Genomic DNA, 24,076 nt, shown 5'->3' with positions numbered 1-24,076 from the left:
TATTGAAAGATATATTTAGCTATTTAATTTTTCTAATTCTGCATTTACTTGAATGAGAAGTTCTTCATCATTTAGTTCATACTCTTCTTTATCTAAATTAGGGTTGTAAAGATCTGCAATACAAAAAATACTGGAAAGACACTCACTTAATTTATTATTATCCTTTAATAAAAGATCATAATCTCTTTCTAGCCGATAAAGCTCAATATAAGCCTCACTAAAAGTTTCAGGTTTTATTCTACCCTCAGCATATGATTTAGTGAATGCCAATAACATAAAACTCATCGTAATACTCCATTTTTCATATAATTATCATATTGAGGTGTTCCTGGAGTAAGCTTAAAACCAGTAACAAAATTACCAGAGTTATCCAGTACAACTACATTATTTGTGTTTGAATTAAAATAAACTTTGGAATCTTTTACAAAACCATAAGTTCCATGAGGTGTAGTAGCTTTATCGACCATATGATTATTGATTGCATTTTCATACTGATGAAGAGTTTCAGGATTTTTCTTTGTTGTTGTTATACCAAAATCAACCGCATGCTTAAATTTTTTATCTAGTTGTCTCTGAGTAATGCCAGTTAAAGCAGAAGAATTACTATTATCTATATTAGGTACTGTATTCGTATTGCCTGTATTTGAATTGTTTTTTTGTTCATTTTCTAGTTTGTTAGAGTTCCCCTTGTCACCTTTTACAGCATTATCAATCTTAGAAGAACCTGTAACGCTAGATATCCCTTTTCCACCTCCTGATGTAGTGGCTATACCATCAATCAATCCGCTTTCATTCAGTACAATCACCGTCGCTAAAATACCTGTTAGCTCTTTGAGGTTCTCTGTTTGTGATGAATGCTTAGCAATTCTATTTTCTAATGCTGGCTCAAGTTTAGATATTGAATCTTTCACCATGTCTTGGCATTGTGCATTACAATCTGGCAAACCTTCCAATGTTTTCAAGCTATCTAAAGCGCTCTTCATATCATTGGTTGATATTCCCCATCTTTCCGCTTGTGATTGAAGTTGCTTGTCTAGTGTATCAATATCTTTTTGTAACTGCTTTCTCTCTTCTGGGGTCTTAGTTTTCGCTTGAGCGTCAACAAAACTCATAATTTGTTCAGAATGTAAAAAGTTATTCTCAACCGCATTCTTCCCAGCTTGCGAGCCAGTAATTGCACCAGCTATATCACCGGTAGTCAGTCCTCCGGCAAGACCAGAGGCCAGTTGACTCAATGCACTGACTTGCTGTTTTTCACTTTCCGTAAGTTCGCTCACGTCTTTATTCGGGAAGAGTTCTTTAGCGATATATCTCGCTGCTAATTCACCACTACCAGCGCCTAATCCTCCTGTGGTGGCGGATTGGTTATTTAGCTCTGCAACTACAGCACCCAATACGGCATGCGCCATGGCATTCGCGGCTTTATTCTCTTCACCCACTTGTTGTTTTATCAACGTTGCTAAGTACGGCGATGAAGCACTTGCTAACGCTCCTGCTAAGTTATCACCTGCTAGGCCTTGCAGTAATCCTGTCACCGCTTGGGCGGCTTTTTGGAAATCACTGTCGGTGCCATATTGTGCCATGGCATTGTTGTAGGCTTGGTCTTTAATGGTTTGCTCGGTAGGTGTTTTACCCGCCGCTTCCAGTTGTTTTTTGGCAATGGCTAACGCATCGGGGTCTTTCTGCGCTTTCAGACCCGCAATATTTCCTTCGGTGCGAATAATATCCATCGCCTGATTGCCAATTTCGCCAATCAGTTGCGCTTGTTTTAAGCGATTTTGCTCTTTTTCTTTATCAAAGATAGGTTTGATACTGCCGTCATTGGCATGGTCGGTATCACGACTGAGTTGAGTGATATCTTGCGTTTGATTGTCCGTATCACGGATTAACCATTTCCCCTCAGAGACGGCTGCGTGGGTAGTGCCTTCAGCCTGTCCGCTGTTGTTGGCGTTTGATAATAATCCGCCAGCGGCATTTGTGAGGAGCTGTTCACCGACAGGACCACCGGTACTGATAGTCCCCCCGGAATGTGACGCTTCAAATTCCGCGTTATTGTGAATATCTTTCCAGCCTAACGTCTCCGTTTCAAGGTGATTGTTGCCTTTGTCGGCGGTAGAAGCAATCACCGCACCGTCAAGCTGAGTATGGTCTTTGACGTTGACATCAAAACCACCTTTGCCGGCAAAAATACCGGTTTGTTCTTTCACACTGTCGTAGTTACTGTGTATCTTGTCTTTGCTGGCACTGATATTGATGTTTGGTGTGCCACCTAGCGTGTAACCGCCACCGACGCTGACCTCTTGCTGTTTGGCGTCATAGCGGTCACTGTCTTGCTCACTTTGTAAAGTGAGGTCACGACCGACATTGATAGTGACTTGTTCGCTACTGACTTGAGCACCTTTGAGGGTGGTATCTTGTCCACTGTTTAAGGTGAGTTTATTACCTGCATCTAACGTGGTCTCGGTGTGAGTGAGGGCATTGCCTTTTTCATGGCCTTTGCCTTGGTTGACGGAGGCAGAGACATTGACCCCATAGCCACCTTCACCCACACCTACACCAACCCCGATACTGCCGCCTTTGCTGCGGTTTTGGCTTGTGGTTTGCTCGGTATTTTGGGCAGAAACAAGGTTGATATCTTGCGTGGCAGACAGTGATAAGTCTTTGCCGGCTTTGAGTTCACTGCCAACAACCGTGATATTACCGCTGTCTGGGTTGCTGTCTTTATTTTTACCCGTTGCGGTAATCGACAGATTTTGTCCGGCATTTAAGGTACTGCCTTGAGACTGGCGACTGTCGGTATGGGTTTCGCTTTTCGACGATTGGCTACCGTAAGACACACTGACACCAACTGTATTGGTGGCGCCTTTTTGATAGTCTTCATCGCCCGGTTTGAGGTTGTTGGCAAGGTTGTGTGCATTGGCTGCATCGGTTTTCAGCCCATCTAACTCAACCGCTTGCTGGGCTTGGACACCGGATAATACTGCCTTGGTGTTTTGCAGGGCACTTAAACGACCGTCACTTTCTTTGCGAGCTTGTTGTGCGGTGCTGACGGCAGTATTGAGGGCGCTACCTGCACTTCCAGAGAGTGCAACACTAAACCCACTTTGTTTGGTTTCAAAGGTTTCAGTGCGAGTCCGTTCATCATAGCCCGGGTCGATTTGGACGCTATCACCGGTGAGGTTTAAGTCTTTTTGGGCAATCAGATCAGCGCCACCCACATGCAGTTTGTTACCTGCGGTGATATTGACATTACCTTGTGTGCTGCCAATGGTACTGACACTTTGGCTTTGGGTGGTGCCTTTTTCATCCACTTCATGGCGGGAGGATTGTTTACCCACACTAAAACCAATGCCACCACTACTCATTAGACCGCTTTTTTTCTTCTCTTCGAGGAGATAATGCGAGTCGGTCTCGGTCGCAGCGGTGATATCGACATTGTTACCAGCGGTTAAGCTGACATCGTTTTCTGCGACCACCGAAGAGCCTGTAACTTGAATATCTTTACCCGCTTGAATATTGACTTGCTCTCCACTGACGACGCTACCTTGCTCACGTGTCACATGATCATTTTGGAGAGTATGAGTCTGACTAGAACTTAAAAATCCTTTACTCTTTGAATGTTCTTCTAAAAACTCCGTATGGGTTTCTGTCGCGGTATTGAGATTAATATTTTGTGTGGCGCTTAAATCAACAGCCCCTTTTTCACTGTGTAAAGTGCTACCTGTTAAATTGATATCACCCTCACGGGCGGTAATTTCAACACCTTGCTGTCCGCTAAAGGTGCTTCCAACCACGTTTTCTTGGGCGGTATCCACAAGACGACTGTAACTTTTACGTCCTCCGCCTGAATGCTGATAGTCACTGTCTTCAATCTGTTTTGTGACGGATTGGATATCTACATCTTGAGCTCGAACGGTGGTTTTACCTTCGGTGCTATCTACTTGAGCACCTTGTGCTGTCAAGGTATGCCCCACATTTAGGCTGACGCCTTTATCACCACTGAGTGTACTTAATTGCAAACGCTCTTCTTCACGAGTATTGCTCACGGAGGTGCTTTTACTATTGGCATCAAGGTGGCTTTTGGTTGTGGTACTGTCAGCGAGGATATTGAGGTTCTCGCCTGCATTTACGGTCAGGTGTTCATCCGCTTTGACTTGACTGCCTTGCAGTGTGACATCTTTCACCGCGGTGAGATTAAGGTTACCGCCGGCGTTCAACTCGCTTCCTTGTGCTCGTTGCCATTCACCACTGAGATGAGCAAGGCGGTGTTCACCCGGTTCTTCTATAAAATTTTCAGTCCGACTACCCATTGAACCTGATATCACATCAAATTCACTAGAATGGGTACTTTTTGCTGTAGTGATAGTGAGATTATCACGCGCATTTAGATTAATGTCGTTTAATGCATCCAGTTTTGCCCCTTGCAGTTGAATATCGTGGCCTTTTAGCGTGATATCGGTACCGTTGATACGGGCTTGGCGTAGAGCATCTTGCAGATTAGTACTTAAATTAATGCTATCCGCTTGAATATTGACATTTTCACCCCGAATATCGCCACCTTGGTGTTCAAATTGGTTGGCATCAATTTCAAGCCCTTTATTGGCAAGCAGTTGTCCTGCATTATTGATGCTATCAGCAGAAAGATGTAAATGATCGCCACTTACAATCGCGCCACTGTTCAATAAGTTTAAGGTTTTATTCGCTAAATACACTTTTGGCACTAAAACAGTTTGTGGCCCTTGTGCGGTATCGACTGTTTCACTGACCAACCAAACAATATCTTGTTCTAATGACGCAATTTGCTCTGGTGTAAGCGCAACACCGGGGCGTAAATGGAAATCACTCGCGACTTTCACACCATTGTTCATAAGATATTGATACTGTGCCATGGCATCGCTTTCATAAAGTGAGGGGCGCCCCGTCAGTTTTAATACTTGCTCACGCACAAGACGTTGTTCGTAGAATCCGTCCCCTAATCGTTTAGGTACTTGCGCAGGATCGTACCCCACACGATCAAGTAAATAGTCACTGCTAATAAATTTAGTACGGCTGGTAAAACGTTCGTCCGTCACAATTAAGAATGGATTATCGGGGGCGATATTTTGTCGGAATAGACCATTATCAGGCAAATCGGTGATCACATTGCCTAAATGTTGTTTTTCAGTCAGTGCAATTTCTGAGGGTAATAATGGACGAGCCAAAGGCGATGTAGCATCAGAATGGGTTATTTCACTTTTACTTCCCGTTGTGACCTCTGTATTGGCGGTCTGCTTATCCACACCTTTTATATTAAACGCTAACGGATTACGGGCAAATTCTGCGCGCTCTGCTTCAACGGCTTTTAATGCAGCTTCAAGCGTGTTAATTTGCGCGGCATTCACCGTAGTATTGGTGATTGATGCCCCTTTAATTGTGACATTACCATTGCCTGAAATGATGCTATCAATGGTAGCTAATGCTGTAGTCTCATCATTATTAAAGCTTGGGTACCAGTGCTTGGTATCCTTATCGTAGTGATCGACAATATACTCTTGGCGGCGTTCATTAACAGAATAGGCTTTATTGTCTATTTTACCGTTTCCCTCAATATGTTGATCGCCCATTGAAGTAATCATGCTGGCATCATTAAAGAGTCGTTCTGAAATATTCACCTTCATATTGCCACCCGAGAGAATACGAGCGCCAATACCTTCAGAAATTAATTTATCTCGTGTTGCTGTTCCTGATACTGTGCGTTCACGGAAATTACTATAATCACTAATAAGTTTTAGATCATAGCTACTTACATGTATATTTGGATCCCATTGTTCAATACGAGGTTCGCCTGAGAATTCTCTCCATACCGTATTATGATACGGTGTAGGAACGCCATTTATCTGTTCAAATCCAGTCGTCTGATAAAAGGTCATATTATAGGTACCATCGCTATTAGGAATAAGCGATTCATAATGTACCCATAAGCTTATCGGTGTATTGTCATTTACATTATTAACAAGAACTTGAGCTCTTTTACCTGAGGCATCTATTGCTGTTAATGTTCCATATTTATTATTAAGAACAGCATTATCATCATTAAACGTTAACTTTTGGGTTGTAGGCGCAAAAGGTGTGGGATCTGTAATAACTTTTGAATTATAAGAACGCCAGAAATAATGATAACGATGCCAGCGATAATCACTTTTCTCCGCTTCTTTCTCGATCTCAAGCCCTTCACGTAAATTATGCAATTGGTCTGCGGTAATTGAGACATCGCCTTCGGCTTCAATAAAGCTAGCTTTATTTTCAATAAATGAACCGGATAGAGATAACTTATCGCCGCTATAAATCAACGCACCATCATGATTTATCAACTTGTCACGAGCGGCTAAATCAAGAGATTGTGTCGTTGCAATAACGGCATTTTTACTTTTATTTTCCAGTAATTGAGTGTGAATAACCCCATTATCACCCATAATAGTGGCGGAATTATCCAAGCTTGTCAGGTTAAAGGTAAAATCGTCAGCTTCAAGGCGACCGCGGTTTTTCAGTAAACCCGTGTTGAAATTTAGTGCACGGCTAACTAACGTGCCCGAGTTAATCATATCTTGGCTTTTTATCGTCAGTGAAGCGGGTAATAACCAGTCAGCTAAATTCGTAAATACGCCAGAAATAGAAAGGGAAACAGATTGATTGCTCTTTAAAATATCTCCATCACGTCGGGTATAATCCTGTTTTGCGGTAAGCGTTAAAGCTTTTTCGCTTTGTAACGTGCCACCTTGGTTATTGAAAGTCTGAGTATTAAGTGTGAGTTTATCACCACTTTGAATAACGCCACGCTGATTCAATAACATTAAGGTTGAGGCAATAGGGGCGTCTTTCGCATTTATTGCAATCGCCCCATTAGCTAAAATATGCCCTTTTTGGTTATTCAATAAAGAGAGAGAATTTAAGGATAACAATCCATTACTTTGTAGGCGCCCTTGGGTGTTATCAATATTTTTTGCTGAAATCACATTTTGGGTGGTACCCCAAATTAAGCCATTATCGCGATTATTTAGCGTGTTTGTGGTGATATTAAGGGCATCTTGGCTACTTAAAATACCGTTATTATGATTATCTAATTGAGCGGTATTAACCTTTAACGCCTGTGTTGAAACGAGCTGGCCTTGCTGATTTTGAAGATCAGTTGCAGTCAGTGTTAATGACTGTCCACTGTGTATTTTTCCTGCATTATTATTAATGTGTTCAATATCGTAATGGCTGTTTTTCTGGCTAATCAGCATACCTTGCGTATTATCAAGCTGTGCACCATTAACCGTTAATTCACCTTGGCTACTGATATGACCTTGATGGTTTTGAATTCTAGAGCCATAAATGGATTGGTGTTGATTACTTCTTATTTTACCCTGTGAGTTATCGAGTAAATCCGCTAGCGTCAGCGTTATCCCTTGCTGACCATCAATTGAACCTGATTGGTTGTATAGCGTTTTGGCAGTTAAGGCGAGATTATCACCGCTTTGAATTTTTCCTTGACGATTATTCAGGGCATTATCCACCGCTAACTGTGTATGCTGTTGGCTATATAACAAGCCATGCTGTGAATTATCGAGATTGAGTACATGTAAATTGAGTCTGTTGCCTGCTAACCATTGACCAGCAATATTATTAACCGTTTCAATAGCACCGTTAGGCTGTGTACCTTGTGCATCAACTGTATTCTGTGCACTAATTTTACCTTGGGTATTGTTTATACTCTTAGCAATACGTAATTGAGCGCTATCGCTAGATTGAAGCAATCCATTTGTATTATCAAAGGTATTAGCAACTAAAGAGGCCTCTTTTTGGCTCTGTATTTGTCCCGTTTGGTTATTAAAGGCTGATGCTTTTGCAAACCATGTGTCTAAACTGCCCATCCAACCTTTGGTATTGAGAATATCCGTGGCTTGTAAGTGTTGTGATGATTGACTAAACAGGCGACCTTGGCGATTATCCAGTTGCTCCAATAAATCAATATTGAGTGTATTAAGGGAATTTATCTCACCTTGTGTATTGATAAGATTATTCGCTTTAATCACACTATTTTCATTACTCGTGATTTTGCCATGTTGATTAAGTAAATCACCTTTTAGCACTAACTGTAGCGCCTTTTGGCTAAAGATATTGCCTTGTTGTTGATTGCTCAGTGCCCCGCCTTCTAACGTTAGCGTGCCATTACTTTGCAGTAACCCGTTATTATTATTAAATTGGCTATTATCGTGACCTTGCCACTGTAATAGGTGTTGTGCGGTTATTTTACCTAATGTATTGATGACATCATGAGTCGTCTTGAAGGTAAGTTTATCCCCTGATTGTAACTGCCCTTGGGTATTATCAATGGTATCAGCACTGGCAATAATTTGATGCCCTGCTTGGGTGATCCCTTCTTGATTATTCCAACGTCCTGCGGTGGTTATCTTTAGTGTTTTCCCTGCTTCCAATAAACCGTGAGTATTATTAAGAGATTGGTGAGCAATAAGGTCGAGATTGTCAGTGGCAACCAATTTACCTTGTTGGTTTGTTAACTGATCGGTGGTGACGGCTAACGATTTGGCGCTGATTTCACCTTTTTGGTTATCGAGGTTTTTTGGAGTGGTTAATGTTATCTGTTGACCAGCAATAAGCTTACCTTGATTATTGCTAATATTTTGAGCATCAATCTTCGTAATTTTGCCACTTTGTATCAGACCATTATCATTGATAAGGTTATTTTCATTTAAAAGCACCAAAGCTTTATTTGTTAATAATGTACCTTGTGTATTATCGAGCAATTGATGCGTTGTGAGCGTTAACCTATCTTGACCAATAATTTTTCCCGCAACATTACTGACCGTATTTGCATTAAGATCAATCTCTTTTGCACTGATATTACCTTTCGATGAGCTTAATGAAGCTGCTTTCACCTTCATTTGATGACCAGAAAGTAATTGTCCTTCTTGATTATCAATATGGTTGGCAACAAGGTTAAATAGAGATTCGCTTTGCACAATGCCTGCTTGATTATTTAAATCACCTTGTGCAGACAACGTTAATGCTTTACCCGCACCAATAAAACCTTGAGTATTGGTTAATGTCTTTTGGGTAGAAAGCGTTAAAGTATCTTGACCAACTAGCTGTCCTTGCGTGTTATTGAATAAAGACGTCTTAATGTCAATTTGGTTACTGTTTATTTTTCCGGATTGATTATTAAGAGAATTGTCCGTATTTAAAATAAGCTGTTCACCAGAAAGAAGCTGACCTTTTTGATTATTAATCCCTGATTTTGCTGTTATTATTAATTGCGTTGGGCTTTTAATACTCCCTGACTCACTATTAAGATGTTGAGTATCAAGCTGTAAATTCCCATTATTCCCTAACTCGCCACGTTGATTATTTATCGATTGATTAAATTGCCAATGTTGTTGCGAGTTATTTAACGTCACTAAACGCCCATCGGTATTATTTAAGTCTTGGCCATTAAGGGATAATTGATAAGCTTCAACACTGCCTTTCGTATTATCAAATAGGCCTTTTAATGCAAAACGACTTTCACTTTTTCCTGTTTGTGTCCAAATACCTTTTTGGTTGAAAAGATGATTCCCATCGATATCCCAAGATTGGGCTTTTATTTTGGCTTGTTGAGAAGAAATATTCCCCGTTGCGATAACATCAACTTTATGGGTATCAACTCGTGCATTGTCTAAACGAGCATCACCTTGTGTTGCTTTTATCGCTAACGTTGAAGTAGCAATTTGGCTTTGGCTTAAATCGACCTGTTTTGCCGTAATATTAATCGCTTTTTTATTCAGTAAATTACCTTGAGCGCGAATATTATTTTGGCTGTTTAAAGTGAGATTTGCGTCTTGGATGATTTGGCTATTAAGATCACTGCCCGCCAGTAAATTTCCTTGTGTTTGGATCTCTTTTTGGGCAATTAAAGTCACGTCTTTTGTTGCGGCTAATGTGCCTGATTGCTTCAACGCACCGTCTTGACTTTCTACACGTAACTGACCGCCACTATGAAGTTTACCTTGATGAATAAGATCTTCTTTGGCAATCAGGTTAATATCGCCACCTGCTTGTGTCACTGCTTCTTGCGTTTTTGTTGACTGCCAAACGAGTTGCCCTTGGCTTGTCACCGTTAAGGTTTTATTGGCTTGTAGATGACCACCTTGATTACGTACACCAACGCCCTGTTCAGTGCCCACCATTTTAATTTGACCACTGTACATTCCCCCCATTTGTCCCATATCAATGGCAAATTCCGGTTTTGCAGTCTTCTCTTTTTGTTCAAGTGCCGTGGCATTGTTTTGCGTATCGACTTGATTACGCCCTGCGACAACTTCAATTTTTTCTTTTGCCCACACGCCTGCATTGATTTTTACCGCTTGGGCGAGCAGATCAACGTATTGTGTATCATGGCGACTATCTCCATTTAACCCACCACCTTCAACATGAATAACGCCACTTTCAACACGATATCCCGCTAAACTTCCATCAGGATTAAGTTGAGGTTTACCCGTTGTTAGCGTCATTCGACCCGCATTGATCGTGCCGCACCCATTACAAATAATGCCCGAAGGGTTAGCAATAATCACTTGTGCTTTCCCACCAGCAACTTCAATAAACCCTTTCAATTGGCTTGGATTATTACTGTTGACTTCATTTAAAATAACGCGAGCTGGCGCTTTGTTCGGATCAAGATTGGCGTTACCTTGGATCATGCCTGCGGTCTGTGTTGAAGTCATGACCGCTGAGTTATTTAAAATAGCACCGCGTTGATCGACATCGAATTGTTTGTATTGGTTATGAGAAATTCCCGCCTCATTAGGCGCACTAATATTAACCTGTGGTAAACCATTTTGAGTATTAATGACTTCTGGTCGTTGATTTTGTGGCGCGTTGTTATCAGCAACAATACCATTAGCCAATACGTAAGGAGAACCTAACGCTAACCAAAGTAAAAGCGCACTACGGCGAAGTGTAACCCAGATCCGAGCACCTTGAGAGCCTCTTGTTTGTCCTGCTTCAGTACTACAACTTTTGGTTAATTCTGAAACAACACGTAATTCCCCATGGGTACGACTAAAGATAAGGCGATAACAATGCTTATTCATAAATAATACCTTTAAAATCAACAATCCAAAAAAAGAGAAAGGATTAGTTAAACCAAGGGAATAACTGCCACAGAAAGACTAAATCTCTACATTAAGATTAAAACCAGCGGTCGCACCTGAAGTATGGAAACCTTCGGGTTTATAAAGTGGTGTACCCACAAAAACGTCATAACTTATTCGAGACCATAGTGAGCCGCGTAAACCCAATGCTGTACCCGCTAATTGGTGTCCCACGAGGTAGCGTGTGTTTTGTCCTTCAACACGACCATAGTCGATACCTAAATAGAGCTCTTGTCCTTGAGAAAACAGGTTCCACGCAATGTCATTGCGCCAAAGCAGGGCTTTTTCACCAGATAGGTTTTGCTCGCCATCAAAACCGCGCACGGTATAACGTCCACCGATTGCCATTCTGTCTTGTGGAGTTAAGGCATGTTGACTCCATTGGCCACGTAGCGAGGTGTTCCAGCGCCAAGGCTGCTTACCCAAAGAAAAAGGCTGATTAAAACCGATATTACCTAAAAAAAGTCCGGTTCTGGCACTCCCACTGTGAGTGTCTTCTTCGGGGGCACGTAGAGCACCAAATGCCCCCGTACCACGGCGCCAATTGAGGTTGGCATCTAAGGTGGCATTACCGAAATAACTCCGCTGGTTAAAACCGATTTCCCACCCTGCGGTTCGGCGGTGTTGTTGGTCAATATCAATCCCATTGACCGCATTGGTAGAATGCTTGCGATAGACCCGCATATTGAGTGTGGTTTTATGAAACTGATTACGAAATAGCAATCGGGATACGGTAAATTGGGTATTGTCGCTTTCACCGCTGTAGCGCAATATCTCATTCGCATTAGGAATGTTTTGATGATACGTATAATGGTTGTAGTTAGCGGCAAAGCCCCAGTTTCCAACAGGAATAAAATAGTTAAAGGTGTAAGAACGATTACCAAATGGGCCATTATCAAAGTAATCTTTACCCACATTGGCATAAAATAGGTCGTTTTGAGAGAAAGGTGCATCAATGGCCAATGTCGCCGAACCTAAATAACGCCCAGTGCTTTTTGAACCGCTATCATCTAACCCCAAACTTAGCCGTATAGGGCGCTGTTCTTGCCAACTCACAACTAAATCACTGGTGGCATCTTCTTTGCCGGGGACGATTTGAATGTTTGCTGTGACATTCGGTACCCGTTTAAAATTTTCCAGCCCTTGTTCAATATCACGTAAGTTAAGAATATTGCCTGATGATGTGGGGATCGCATTCCATAAACGAGCACGCCAAGAGACATTATCATCAAAACGGATCTCATGAATTCGACCGGGTTGTAGTGTGAGCGTTAAATGACCTTGTGTAAGATCTTGTTCTTGTACCATAACTCGAGTGGTGACATAGCCTTTTGATAATATTTCATTTTGAATTTTGTTCACGACTAACAAAACACCCTGTCCACCAAGGCAATGATCTTTAGCGTCATCTACCGCTTTTAGTGTCCATTGAAAATCACGAGAAGTTTCGCCCTCAAGCGTAAAGGTATTAATCCAAAAACAGGGTTTTTCATTAATAGGGTAGTCAGGAAGTTCGATATCTGAGTGAGAAAGACGAGTATCAATATCAGGTCTATTTTGTTGTTGTAAAATACGCACTCGCTCTTTTTGGCGTTGTTGTTCTCGATCATCAATCGACACGGCTTGTTCTGCCGGTATAGGGGAAGTATATGGTACTGCAATTAACGGAATAGATAAAAAATAAAAAGAGAACAATCCCCATTTTATATAATGATGTTTATTCATTGTTTGAATAACTTCCTAATAATGCTAATTGTTAGTCAATGGTTTTATATATCACGCAGTAATAAAATGGCGATGCTATTTATCGCTAATATATATAAGAAGTAATGCCATGAATATTTAAAATAATAACTTAATTAGATTTGCCTTGGTTTTAATTTAGCCAAGTTAGTATGAAGAAATCAAGGTAATTTTGTATTGATTTAAAATTTTGAGATTTATTATATTGCTAATAAGTTTAAATTTATCTTATTGTTTTTTTATAAGTTAATAAACTATTTAAATAGTTTTCTTTTATGGTATTTATGATTAATTGCGCTTATTATTTATTAATAATTTATTTAAGAAGTCATATAGAAATATTGAGATGTGATCCAATTAATATAAAGAAAACAAAGGTTTTTTTGATGTGGGGTGATTGGTTTTCTATTTAATAGATTGATTGTGTTTTCTAATGAAAAGAACTCTTTAATAGTATTGGTTATCAGGTTATTTAAATGAATTTAATTTGCTAATTATTTTTTGTCATTAAAAGAGTATTAAAAACTTCATTATGATAATTTAAATATGGATAAAAAGTTGAGAGGTAGAGTATAGAAAGGCTTACTGAAATAAATCAGTAAAAAGAGAAGCCTTACTATTTTTATTATATTCACTAAATCACAGTGTTATTTTTATATTATTTGCAGATGTTAATAATACTATTTTTTCTTATTGAGCATCGACTTTAAATCAGCAAAAGGATTATAGGTTGCTGCACCGACATCATCTTGCGCATCTTCACCTGCGACAACAGTTGTGCCGTATTGGTCTGCTTCTGTATATTTTGAATGTTCGTGATCATGGCAAAACAGACACAATAACTCCCAGTTACTACCATCTTCTGGGTTATTGGTATGGTCGTGATCAATATGATGAACGGTTAGTTCACGTAAGTTCGAGTAGACAAACTCACGAGCACAACGTCCACATACCCACGGATAGATTTTCAGTGCTTTTTCACGGTAACCACTTTCTAACCGTGCATAGTTTTTGGGGATCAGAGCCATTGTTAGTATTACCTGTTATAAGAGAAGGTTTGGCGATAGTTTTTCCAATATACTCTAAATACACAGGTAGGTTCAAATCGCACTAGTCCTATTTTTCTAATAAACGACCAATCTTACAATCTGATGCACTCTTGAAAATTACAGGTATAATTTCAAAAATGATTGAGCAGATTTAGGCATAAAAATGGCAAAACTTACCTTACAAGAGCAAATGTTAAAAGCAGGGCTTGTGACCAGTAAAAAAATGGCAAAAGTCCAAAGAACGGCAAAAAAATCACGCGTTCAAGCGCGAGAAGCAAGAGAAGCCGTAGAAGAAAATAAAAAAGCCCAACTTGAGCGCGATAGACTGCTTAGTGAACAACAAAAACAAGCAACTTTATCTAAAGAATATAAAGCGCAAGTTAAGCAACTTATTGAGATGAATAGAATTACACCAGCAAAAGGTGATATTGATTTTAATTTCACTGACAATAATGTGATTAAAAACATCGTAGTGGATAAACTAACGCAATCTCAATTAATTAGTGGGCGTCTTGCTATTGCTCGTCTGGATAGTGCAGATAAAACGGAATACGCGATTATTCCAGCCAGTGTTGCGGATAAAATTACACAAAGAGATGTGGACTGTATCTTGTTAAATAACGCGCTTAGCGAGACAGAACAAGATGAAGACGATCCTTATGCTGATTTTAAAATTCCAGATGATTTGATGTGGTAGTAAGCAACGTAGCATATTCGCTCACAGGCATAGTCTGTATAAGCATTGTGCTTTATACTGCATCAGCAAATTTTTGTAGATAAACGATTAAGTAGGCGATAATAATGGCAATGAACGGAATAATCACAAAGTGGTTTGAAGATAAAGGTTTTGGATTTATTAAAGATGAAAACGGGGATAACCGTTATTTTCATGTGATTAAAGTTGCCAACCCTGCTTTGATAAAGACAGATGCAAATGTCACTTTTGAGCCGACCACCAATACCAAAGGGCTGTCTGCGTATGCGGTTAAAGTGATCCCAGACAGCAAATACGTTTATATTGCAGGTGAGCGAATTAAGCTAACATCTATTAAATCATTTCGAATTTATAGTGAGGAAGTATCCGCAGATACGCATATCGATAAAGAAAACACGGTACTTTCTGTCGGGACTTTAATGAATAGCATCAGACCAAAATCAGCGGATGGTGCTAATAATATGCGTACTTTGAGAAAACTGGCGATCATGACAATGCATGGAACAGAGATAGTTTTTACTGAAGATGAACTCGATATCGATGAAACAGTAAAAGCGCTCAAACTGTAAATATCGACATTTAAAACGGGCTTTCGCAACGCGCTTTTATTGGTGTTTGGCTAATAGGGTGAACAAAATGAAGTTCACTTGCATGAAGCATAAGTCGCGGAGTCCGTTCAGTTCCTTCCCTTTTTTCAATTAAACCTCCGTCGCATCCACCATATAAATCACAACCTAAAATAGAATGCCCTATAAACTGGCTGTGAATACGAAGTTGATGCGTTCTTCCTGTTTCAGGGGTAAATTGTACGCGTGTTAAAGGCAATAATGTTCCATCTTCTAATGTATGATAAAAACGCTCAATAACGTGATAACCAGAGCGTGCAGGTTTACCATTAATAGGGCAAATCGACATGCGTGGGAATAGAGCGGGATCTTTTGCAATTGGTGCATCAATCACCCCTTCATTCTTTTTCAAATGACCACATAGTAGTGCGTTGTATATTTTGGTTATATTGCGCTGGCTAAATTGCTGACATAAAAGCGCATTGATTGCTTTATTGCGTGCCACAATCATCAATCCAGATGTGCCAAAATCAAGCCGATGAACAAGCGTACATCCTGGAAATAGCTTCACTAATCGATAATGCACCGAATCGATATTTTGTGGATTTTTTCCCGATAAGCTCAATAGTCCGGTTGGTTTGTTAATAATAACTAAGTGCTCGTCTTGATAAAGGATCTCGATTTCATCATGGCAAGGTGGGGCGATAAAAGTATCGATAATCGTAGACATCAGCTTATCCGCAAAAAAGAAGAAAGTGGATGATAGCGAATTTTAGGTTATCAGGCGAATGTAGAGATATACTCTTACTCATTTGAATATGGCGAGTATAAACGTTAATTCTTGGGAATAACTTATGAACAATGACATTCATTTTAAATATTATGACATGGTAGAAGAGTATGCGATGGAATCCGCAAAGCCTGTCGCTCAAGCTGAAGAAGATGCGCTGGCACTTTATTTTCAGTTGTTACTCACTCGACTCACAAATAACGAAGAAATTAGTGAATCGGCACAACAAGAGATGGCAAAAGAAGCGGGTATTGATAAAAAACGCATTGATGATATCGCTGAATTTCTAAATCGCTGGGGTAATGAATAACACGTATTGGGCTCATTAAAAAGTGGGCTCAATATTATCCTAATTCACAAAATATCACTCTGAGCCTACATAACTGTATGATTTGACGTATACTCGTAATGTACTTTATTTCACATAAACTCGCAGAAAGAACAGAGCTGCTTTTTTGATGTTTGCTGTTTTCATAGAATGCGTTAGATTAATTTATTGGGTGAGATATGCTGGATTTTTTAAAAAATTATGACAATTTAACGATCAGCGAAAAAAAAGTATTAAAATATCTCACCGATAATATTGCGGATATTCCATATTTAAATATTAATGATTTAGTTGCCAAAACCTTTGTATCAAAAACGGTGATCATTAATTTATCGCAAAAATTAGGGTTTAGTGGATTTAAAGAGCTTAAATTCCAAATTAATAATTATATTTTGACCAGAAATAAGGTTGAAAAGACGAGTGCGGCATCTTATAAAAAACAGTTAGAAAAAAACATTAATAAAACATTTACCTTAATTAATGAAGCACAAATTCAGGAGTGTGCAAAAACTTTACGCCATTCTAGGAATATTTTTATTGTTGCAAGAGGCACCAGTAAAGCCGTAGGGTATTACCTTGAACACCTATTGTTTGCATTAGGTCTACATTGCTTTTTTATTAATGATTACAATTTATCTGATTCGTTTACGCGTCTTGTTAATGAAGACGACACCGTTATTTTCATCTCTCTTTCTGGTGGCACCAAGAAAATCATCGAGACAGCAAAAATCGTTCAGTTAAAAGATGCCAATATCATTAGCATGACAGCATTTAATACTAATGAATTAACCAGTTACGCAACACATGCGCTATTTTGTTTTGCGGATAATCATGATACAAAAAAAGACGATACCAAATCACGTATTGGTTTTTTTATGCTGGTAGATTTATTGATTAACGAGCTGGAAAATCTACTTTAAAAAAAGATAACATCATCTATCTGATTTATTAGCTCCTCTTTTAATTATTAAAGCGTGAATAGTATTAATCTATTCCGTTAGAATAATTATCATTTATTCTAAAATAGTCTTTCTTTTCAATCTTACTTCTAAGTTCTAAAATAAATATTATTTAATAGAGTAAAATTATTTATTCACTGTTATTGATTAAGTTGATAATTAAAAAAGACCTAAGTCATAAGTTGTGACCTGAGATAATATTTAAAACCGCCACGTCATTCATTTCCTATAATCCCTAAGCTAGAGTACCTCGGTAATTCTTTTATATTCGAGAAGTCATAAGGAAACAAATATGGCCAGGAAAAAGTTCAGCGAATCTATTCAGCGCTTTGGTAGAACCCTACTTCTACCAATCGGCGTATTGGCACCTATCGGTATGATCTTGGGGATCAGTGGTGCTTTAGTTCAGTCTTATATGATTGCACGCTTTCCTTTTTTAGGAAATGAAACAGTCAATGCTTTATTAGTGAGTATCCGTTCTATTGCGGGCGTTGTGTTTGACAATATCCCACTCTTATTTGCAATGGGTGTGGCATATGGTATGAGCCACAAAGATAAGGGGATAGCGGTCTTTGCCTCTGTGGTGGGTTATTTAACCTTGATAAGTACAATCAATATCTGGTTGGTATTGACTGGAAAACTTGCCGATCCTGCGATTATGACACAGGTGGGGCAAATCAAGGTGCTTGGTATACAAACTATGAACATCAGTGCCGCAGGGGGGATTATCACCGGATTAATCGCTGCATGGGCTACCGATAAATTCTATAACCTTGAATTACCGACCGCATTTGCCTTCTTCTCAGGAAAAAAATCTGTCGCCATTATTATGGTCGGATTAATGATTGGCGTTGGTGCATTACTGCCATTTATTTGGGAAGTATTAGTCATGGGCTTAACTAAGCTCTCGGCTGTCTTCTTAAGTCCTGTCGGACCTTTCTTTACCGCAGGTGGTGAGCGTCTATTTATTCCATTTGGTTTACACCATGTCTGGAACGTTCTGTTTAGATTTACTGAAGCTGGTGGTTCTTATGTGATTGACGGCCAAACCTATGTGGGCGTTGTTCCAGCAATGACAGAAGTGTTATTTAACCAAGGGCCAAGTAGTGAATATTGGGCAATGATGCCAAGCTTGACACGTTTTATGGCTCAGCAACAAATGTTGGTTACGTTGTTCTTATTCCCTGCGATTGCATTAGCAATTTATAAAACCTCGAAAAAAGAGAACCGCGCTGAAGTTAAATCGATGTTGGTGACGATGGTCTTAACTGCCATGTTAGGTAACGTTACCGAACCGCTTGAATTTACCTTCGTCTTTATCGCACCGTTACTTTATTTAATTTACGCGATTATCGTAGGTATTGGCGCAGTTCTGCTCTCTTTTGCTGGTGTTGCAATTGGTTATATCCGAGGCACCGTCTTTGATTTCACTATCTTTGGTTTGCTGTACGAACACACTAACTGGATCTTCTTAGTGTTGATTGGTAGCGCACTGGCGGTTGTGACTTACTTCATTTTCTACTGGGCTATCGTCAAATTCGATATCAAAACGCCAGGTAGAGAAGAATCAAGCAATATGAAAAATACGCTAATCAAAGAAAAACGTTATGGCGAAATTGCAGACATTCTTATTCAGGCGTTAGGTGGCAAACAAAATATTCGTAATGTTGATAACTGTATTACACGGCTACGTATTGATATTAATGAAGTTAATCAAATAGATAAAGAATTAATGTTGGAGTCTGGATGTACAGCATTCTTCTTTCCGGCAGCAAACCATGTCCATGTCGTTTATGGCCCTAAAGTCGAATTTGTTCGCAATGCTGTTGATGAAGCAATGAAGAAATAAAAGGATACATGATGAGAGCGTTATACGATTCTAAAAGTAAAACAATCGATGATCGCGGTATAAAAAAGCTGCTGTCCAATGAAGCTAAATATTCAACTTGGTTGATGTTTGAAGCAATGTTAGCGCAAGCACAAGCTGAATATGGTTTTATTCCACAGTCTGCCGCAGATGAAATTAAAGAAAAGGCGGTTATAGAGAATATTGATTTTGAAGAGATGAACCGTATTTATCAAAAAATCGGTCATGGCTTTGTGCCTTTCTTAAAAGTACTAGTGAATGCATGCTCTGAAGAGAGTGGTAAATATGTGCACTACGGCATTACCACACAAAATATACAGCAAAGCTCACAGCTGTATATGATGAAAACCGTACATAACAAATTTATGTTGTTGTTAAGCGAAATTATTGAAAACTTATCAAACCTCGCTGAAAAAACAAAACATATGGTAATGGCGGGTAGAACGCACGGTCGTCATGCTATTCCTATCACTTACGGGTATAAAGTGTCAGTGTGGATCAGCGATTTTATTGACTGCTATCAGCGCATGAAAGAGTGTGAGAAGCGTGTATTCACCATTATGATGGGTGGCGCTGTAGGTGCTTTTAACTCAATGCCTGAAGTGGGAATGAAAGTACAAAAACGCGTTGCTGAATTGGTGGGTATGCAAGCAATGGAAGTGCCATCACGTAACCTAAGTACACATAAATTAGAGTACATGATGAACTTGGCACTGATGGCTAATATCTGCCATAAAATTGGTGAAGAAGTTTATAGCACTACATTAGAAGAAATTGCTGAGGTTTCTGAAGGATTTACCAAAGGCACTGTGGGTAGTAGCACGATGCCTCATAAAATTAATCCAAAATTAGCGAAAGGTATTATTGCTAACTCTCAGAAATTGTACTCGTTACCTAATGTGGGGATGTACTCTGCGGTAAGACCTTATGAAGGTGATAGCAGTTCTTATATGTTATTCGATGGCTTAATTGAAGAAGCGTTAGAACTGACAACAGAAGTTTTGTTAAGAACGGAAGAGCTTTCAAGAACCATTGTTCCTCATGAAGAGAGAATGCTACATAACGTGATGAGAAATAAGGGATTAGATAATACCGAATACGTTATGATGAAAATGGCAGAAAAATTAGGTAAAGATAAAGCGCATTCACTGTTATATGAAGAAGCCATTAAAACAGCAGCAGATGGTGAGGATTTTTACACTAACCTAATGAAGAATGAGATCATTAGCGCTACCTTTAATGCGGATGAAATTAAAGCAATGCTAGATCCTCGCTCTTACATCGGTTTATCTGTTGAGCTTGCTGAAAAAGAAGCAAAACGTGGGTTAGCGATTTCTCAAGAAATTAAACAAAGTTATAAATAAATAGTAAAAACTATCAAGTATCCAAAAAAAATCATTATCAGTTAAGTCAAGAGCTACTCATTTGAGTAGCTCTTTTTCGTTGATAGTTAGCCAATTAAACCATGAACTAAAATAATACCGATACAGATTGGACCAATATAACGCCACACCAATAATAAGCTTTGACGTTTTAATCCCGTGATATTTTCAGGAATAAATGCATTCGCTCTACGTGACCAACCAAAGATTAAACACATTGCAATACCAAACAGTGGCATCAAAATATTAGAAGTCAGGTAATCCAACAAATCAAAGACTGTTTTCCCCCCCAGTGTCACATCACTCATCGGTCCGAAAGATAATGAAACTGGAATACCCATCAACATAATAGAGGCGGTAACCACTAACCCTGCACGACGACGAGTCCACTGAAAACGCATCTGCACATAAGCGACGATATGCTCAAGTAATGAAATTGCAGAGGTTAATGCCGCCATTAATAACAGGACAAAGAACGTCACAGCTAATATATTGCCACCGGGTAAGTGAGCAAAATAAACCGGCATCGTCATAAAGGTTAAGCCAGGGCCAGCATTAGGCTCTAAACCTGCGGCAGATAAAGCAGGGAAAATCATTAATCCAGCAAGTACGCACACCATACAGGACAAAATAACCACCCACATGCTGGAATTAGCGATACCTTTGTTATCCGCTAAATAAGCACTATAAGTGATGTGAATACCTAAACCGATAGACAGTGAAAAGAAGGCTAGCCCTAACGCATCTAACACGCCTTGAGGGGTTAACTTGCTAAAATCAGGGTATAAAAATAATTTTAAGCCTTCAGATGAACCGGGTAAGCTGATGCCAACAATAATCAATAAAATCATAATGATAAATAACATTGGCATCATGATTTTGACGGCTTTTTCTAATCCACGTTGTACACCAGCTAAAACCACAAAACAGGTTAATCCAGCAAAGGCAAGGTGAGCCAAAATAGGCCATAAAGGATCACTAATAAAGTGGGTAAAAATACCAGTTAATTCAGCGCTATCTGTAATATTCAACTGACCTGTTGCTGCCATAACGGTATAGCCAATTGTCCAACCACCGACAACACTATAGAAGCTATAAATACACCATGAACTGAATACACCAATAACGCCAATGATGACCCAATTGCGTCCCATCATTTTCTTAAAGGCATTAACGGCTTCAGCGTGAGTGCTGCTACCTAAGATATTCTCAGCCAGTAATACCGCAAGCCCGATAATAAAACTGAATAATAAGAAGACGATTAAGAATGCGCCTCCCCCATTACTGGCGGCAACATAAGAAAACTTCCAGATTGCGCCAATACCGATTGCAGAGCCTGCGGCTGCTAAGATATGGCCGATTCGTGATGTCCATTGTTGGCTCATTTTTCCCCCTGTTTAATCATGTGTGTTATGGAGGTGATTGCCAAACAATAGGTTGTTGGTAAGTGACTGTAACTTTTAATCCTTGTGGTGAAACTATACATCATAGAACTCCCCTAAAAACAGCTCCACCAGAAGGCTACAGACAAAAAAGCCACCTTACTGGTGGCTTTTGCAAAAAAATGAACGTGCTTGGCCACCTAACGAAGGAGTAGTAGGTTTAGGCCTAAAAGTCGGTTATCGGTGTTCATGTTCATCTTTTTGCTCTTTATTGAAATGGATATGATCGCAATGCAATATGAAATATTGTTTTTCAAAATGCGTATTTATTATTTATATCATAAATTCAAACTAAAGAAAGAAATTTTATTAGAATTCAGTGTTAATTTTTATTTCTAAATGTTTTTCTGATGCCAATAGTTGAAGGTCGTAATAAGTTATGGAATATGTCCGCTATTTTTGGGTGTCACTTATGAAAAATTGGCAGGTTTAGCGCATATTCAATGGCCTTACACTGATATTGAAGATATGGGCACACCTTATTTATATTCAGGTGATCAACTCACCACTCCATCATGTTACATAACTCGTTTTTTAATTAACACACAAGGTAAAAATAAGCATTAAATCGATTAAAAAGGCACTTGAAATAAAACTCCATTTTTACCTGTGTCATAAAATTTTTTTACTGCAAAAGAAGTAAAATTATATTCTGCATAAAATCTCAATAATAATTTGTTGTGACTATTTTTCATTTCATAGTCAGATTTTTATTCCTAAATTTAGTTTAAAGAAAGCTGTAAAAATATGAGATTAAAAAATAGACATTTTGATCGCCTTCACAATTCAGAAAAGATCGATTTGAAGTTTAACTCCGAAAATAATTATATATTGGAGTGATATTTAAGATACAAGAAAAATACCCTACTTGATGACAATAATAAGAGCTAATAAGTATGAACAGAATAAAGAAAATATCTTACACCTGTCTTTCTGTAATGCTAGTGACGACAATATTCACGTCTGCTAGTTTTGCAGAAAAACTCCCTAATTTACCCGTAACATTTAAAAGTGGGGCTGGAACAATCAGCGAAAATGTTATTTATGCTGGTTTAGGTACAGCGGGGAAATCATGGTACAAGCTTGATCTCAATAATTCGATAAAACAATGGGAAAAAATGGCAGACTTTCCTGGAACACAAAGAGAGCAAGCTATTGCACTAGAGTTAAATAACGATATTTATATTTTTGGTGGAGCAGGTAAAGAAAATGAAAATAGCGCAACAATTAGTGCGCTTACGGATGTTTATCGCTATTTACCAAAAGAAAATAAATGGGAAAAGGTCAATACACGAGCGCCTTATGGATTAGTGGGGCACACAGGGATTAACATTAACAATGATCAAGCCATTATTCTTGGTGGTGTTAATCAACAAATATTTGACGGTTATTTCGTGGATTTAAATCGAACTAAATCGAATGAAATTGAAAATAAAAAAGTCATTAGTGATTATTTTAATAAGCCAGTAGAAGGCTATTTTTTTAATCGAAATGTAATGGAATATAATGCTGAAAATAATCAATGGCGATTATTAGGTGTTATGCCATTTAATGGAACAGCAGGTTCTGCATTAGCTTATGATGGCAATAAAATCACTTTAATCAATGGTGAAATAAAACCTGGATTACGTACCAGTGAAGTACAAACTGCCACATTAAAAAATAATCAATTACAATGGAATTCTGTTGCTCAGAAACTACCCGCCCCTATATCTAATCAACGGCAAGATGGCTTAGCTGGTGCGTTTACAGGTTATAGTATGCATACTTTACTTGTTGCTGGTGGGGCTAATTTTCCGGGTGCACAGGAAAAATATGCACAGCAACATTATTTTGCGCATCAAGGATTAGAAAAGACATGGCATAAAGAAATTTATGGTTTTATTAATAATCAATGGAAAGTCATTGGTGAATTACCTCTTCCTCTTGGTTATGGTGTCACTATCTCACATAATAATTCACTTTATTTAATTGGAGGTGAAACAAATAAAGGTGAAGCTGTTAATTCAGTTATTACTTTAACGATGAAAGATAAAAAATTAATTATTGAATAATCTCTTCCTA

The 24,076-nt window shown here is 38.9% G+C and carries 14 protein-coding genes; 8 read left to right on the top strand and 6 right to left on the bottom strand.

Features of this window, described 5'->3' with window-relative positions; translation table 11 throughout:
* Positions 1–15 precede the first annotated feature (15 nt).
* The 4 genes from H1225_RS15200 to yajD form a co-directional block, all read right to left on the bottom strand.
* Entirely contained in the window at positions 16–285 is a 270-nt protein-coding gene (locus H1225_RS15200) for a colicin immunity domain-containing protein (protein WP_109848584.1), read from the bottom strand.
* Positions 282–11,111 carry a hemagglutinin repeat-containing protein gene (locus H1225_RS15195; protein ID WP_239739236.1) on the bottom strand — a complete coding sequence of 3,610 codons (10,830 nt, stop codon included), beginning with the start codon at positions 11,109–11,111 and terminating at the stop codon, positions 282–284. The genes H1225_RS15200 and H1225_RS15195 overlap by 4 nt, the downstream gene beginning before the upstream one ends.
* Before the next feature lie 78 nt (positions 11,112–11,189).
* The gene (locus H1225_RS15190) at positions 11,190–12,896 is read right to left on the bottom strand and encodes a ShlB/FhaC/HecB family hemolysin secretion/activation protein (RefSeq protein ID WP_161670847.1); all 1,707 of its coding nucleotides are present in this window, start codon (positions 12,894–12,896) and stop codon (positions 11,190–11,192) included.
* A 698-nt stretch (positions 12,897–13,594) separates the two neighbouring features.
* Positions 13,595–13,942: an HNH nuclease YajD gene (gene yajD / locus H1225_RS15185; RefSeq protein WP_006534437.1), complete on the bottom strand. Its 348-nt coding sequence runs from the start codon at positions 13,940–13,942 to the stop codon at positions 13,595–13,597.
* A gap of 184 nt (positions 13,943–14,126) precedes the next feature.
* Here yajD and H1225_RS15180 point away from each other — a divergent pair, with 184 nt between their 5' ends.
* Positions 14,127–14,660, top strand: coding sequence for a DUF2058 domain-containing protein (locus tag H1225_RS15180; protein ID WP_072065008.1), 534 nt, complete (start codon positions 14,127–14,129; stop codon positions 14,658–14,660).
* A gap of 110 nt (positions 14,661–14,770) precedes the next feature.
* Positions 14,771–15,247, top strand: coding sequence for a cold-shock protein (locus tag H1225_RS15175; protein ID WP_161669695.1), 477 nt, complete (start codon positions 14,771–14,773; stop codon positions 15,245–15,247).
* Between the two features lie 10 nt (positions 15,248–15,257).
* Here H1225_RS15175 and H1225_RS15170 read toward each other — a convergent pair whose 3' ends face one another.
* Positions 15,258–15,974: an RluA family pseudouridine synthase gene (locus tag H1225_RS15170; RefSeq protein WP_006534441.1), complete on the bottom strand. Its 717-nt coding sequence runs from the start codon at positions 15,972–15,974 to the stop codon at positions 15,258–15,260.
* A 124-nt stretch (positions 15,975–16,098) separates the two neighbouring features.
* Here H1225_RS15170 and H1225_RS15165 point away from each other — a divergent pair, with 124 nt between their 5' ends.
* The 4 genes from H1225_RS15165 (at position 16,099) to H1225_RS15150 (ending at position 20,552) form a co-directional block, all read left to right on the top strand.
* The gene (locus H1225_RS15165; protein WP_006534442.1) at positions 16,099–16,344 is read left to right on the top strand and encodes a DUF2543 family protein; all 246 of its coding nucleotides are present in this window, start codon (positions 16,099–16,101) and stop codon (positions 16,342–16,344) included.
* A gap of 197 nt (positions 16,345–16,541) precedes the next feature.
* On the top strand, positions 16,542–17,282 hold the full coding sequence (locus H1225_RS15160; RefSeq protein WP_072065002.1) for a MurR/RpiR family transcriptional regulator: 741 nt from the start codon (positions 16,542–16,544) through the stop codon (positions 17,280–17,282).
* 331 nt (positions 17,283–17,613) lie between these two features.
* Positions 17,614–19,170, top strand: a complete 1,557-nt coding sequence (locus tag H1225_RS15155) for a PTS transporter subunit EIIC (RefSeq protein WP_006534444.1) — start codon at positions 17,614–17,616, stop codon at positions 19,168–19,170.
* Positions 19,171–19,181: 11 nt separating this feature from the next.
* Positions 19,182–20,552, top strand: coding sequence for a class-II fumarase/aspartase family protein (locus H1225_RS15150; RefSeq protein ID WP_239739227.1), 1,371 nt, complete (start codon positions 19,182–19,184; stop codon positions 20,550–20,552).
* Between the two features lie 86 nt (positions 20,553–20,638).
* On the opposite strand, the gene H1225_RS15145 is transcribed toward H1225_RS15150, so the two are convergent.
* A complete protein-coding gene (locus tag H1225_RS15145; RefSeq protein WP_072065000.1) occupies positions 20,639–21,955 on the bottom strand; it encodes a sodium-dependent transporter in 1,317 nt (438 codons plus the stop codon).
* A gap of 417 nt (positions 21,956–22,372) precedes the next feature.
* On the opposite strand from H1225_RS15145, the gene H1225_RS15140 reads away from it, so the two are divergent.
* Together H1225_RS15140 and H1225_RS15135 are read left to right on the top strand one after the other, a co-directional pair.
* Positions 22,373–22,579 carry a hypothetical protein gene (locus tag H1225_RS15140; RefSeq protein ID WP_202612783.1) on the top strand — a complete coding sequence of 69 codons (207 nt, stop codon included), beginning with the start codon at positions 22,373–22,375 and terminating at the stop codon, positions 22,577–22,579.
* A 329-nt stretch (positions 22,580–22,908) separates the two neighbouring features.
* On the top strand, positions 22,909–24,066 hold the full coding sequence (locus H1225_RS15135; RefSeq protein ID WP_239739223.1) for an N-acetylneuraminate epimerase: 1,158 nt from the start codon (positions 22,909–22,911) through the stop codon (positions 24,064–24,066).
* Positions 24,067–24,076 lie beyond the last annotated feature (10 nt).

This window comes from Proteus penneri (assembly GCF_022369495.1).
Classification (GTDB): Bacteria; Pseudomonadota; Gammaproteobacteria; order Enterobacterales; family Enterobacteriaceae; genus Proteus; species Proteus penneri.
This window is presented reverse-complemented; position numbering and strand designations above follow the sequence as displayed.

Bases quoted from the DNA above. Each gene is read 5' to 3' on its own strand.
- H1225_RS15150 (WP_239739227.1), top strand. From the start codon at position 19,182: ATGAGAGCGTTATACGATTCTAAAAGTAAAACAATCGATGATCGCGGT.
- H1225_RS15195 (WP_239739236.1), bottom strand. From the start codon at position 11,111: ATGAATAAGCATTGTTATCGCCTTATCTTTAGTCGTACCCATGGGGAA.
- H1225_RS15165 (WP_006534442.1), top strand. From the start codon at position 16,099: ATGAACAATGACATTCATTTTAAATATTATGACATGGTAGAAGAGTAT.
- H1225_RS15180 (WP_072065008.1), top strand. From the start codon at position 14,127: ATGGCAAAACTTACCTTACAAGAGCAAATGTTAAAAGCAGGGCTTGTG.
- yajD (WP_006534437.1), bottom strand. From the start codon at position 13,942: ATGGCTCTGATCCCCAAAAACTATGCACGGTTAGAAAGTGGTTACCGT.
- H1225_RS15155 (WP_006534444.1), top strand. From the start codon at position 17,614: ATGGCCAGGAAAAAGTTCAGCGAATCTATTCAGCGCTTTGGTAGAACC.
- H1225_RS15170 (WP_006534441.1), bottom strand. From the start codon at position 15,974: ATGTCTACGATTATCGATACTTTTATCGCCCCACCTTGCCATGATGAA.
- H1225_RS15135 (WP_239739223.1), top strand. From the start codon at position 22,909: ATGAACAGAATAAAGAAAATATCTTACACCTGTCTTTCTGTAATGCTA.
- H1225_RS15190 (WP_161670847.1), bottom strand. From the start codon at position 12,896: ATGAATAAACATCATTATATAAAATGGGGATTGTTCTCTTTTTATTTT.
- H1225_RS15160 (WP_072065002.1), top strand. From the start codon at position 16,542: ATGCTGGATTTTTTAAAAAATTATGACAATTTAACGATCAGCGAAAAA.
- H1225_RS15175 (WP_161669695.1), top strand. From the start codon at position 14,771: ATGAACGGAATAATCACAAAGTGGTTTGAAGATAAAGGTTTTGGATTT.
- H1225_RS15145 (WP_072065000.1), bottom strand. From the start codon at position 21,955: ATGAGCCAACAATGGACATCACGAATCGGCCATATCTTAGCAGCCGCA.
- H1225_RS15200 (WP_109848584.1), bottom strand. From the start codon at position 285: ATGAGTTTTATGTTATTGGCATTCACTAAATCATATGCTGAGGGTAGA.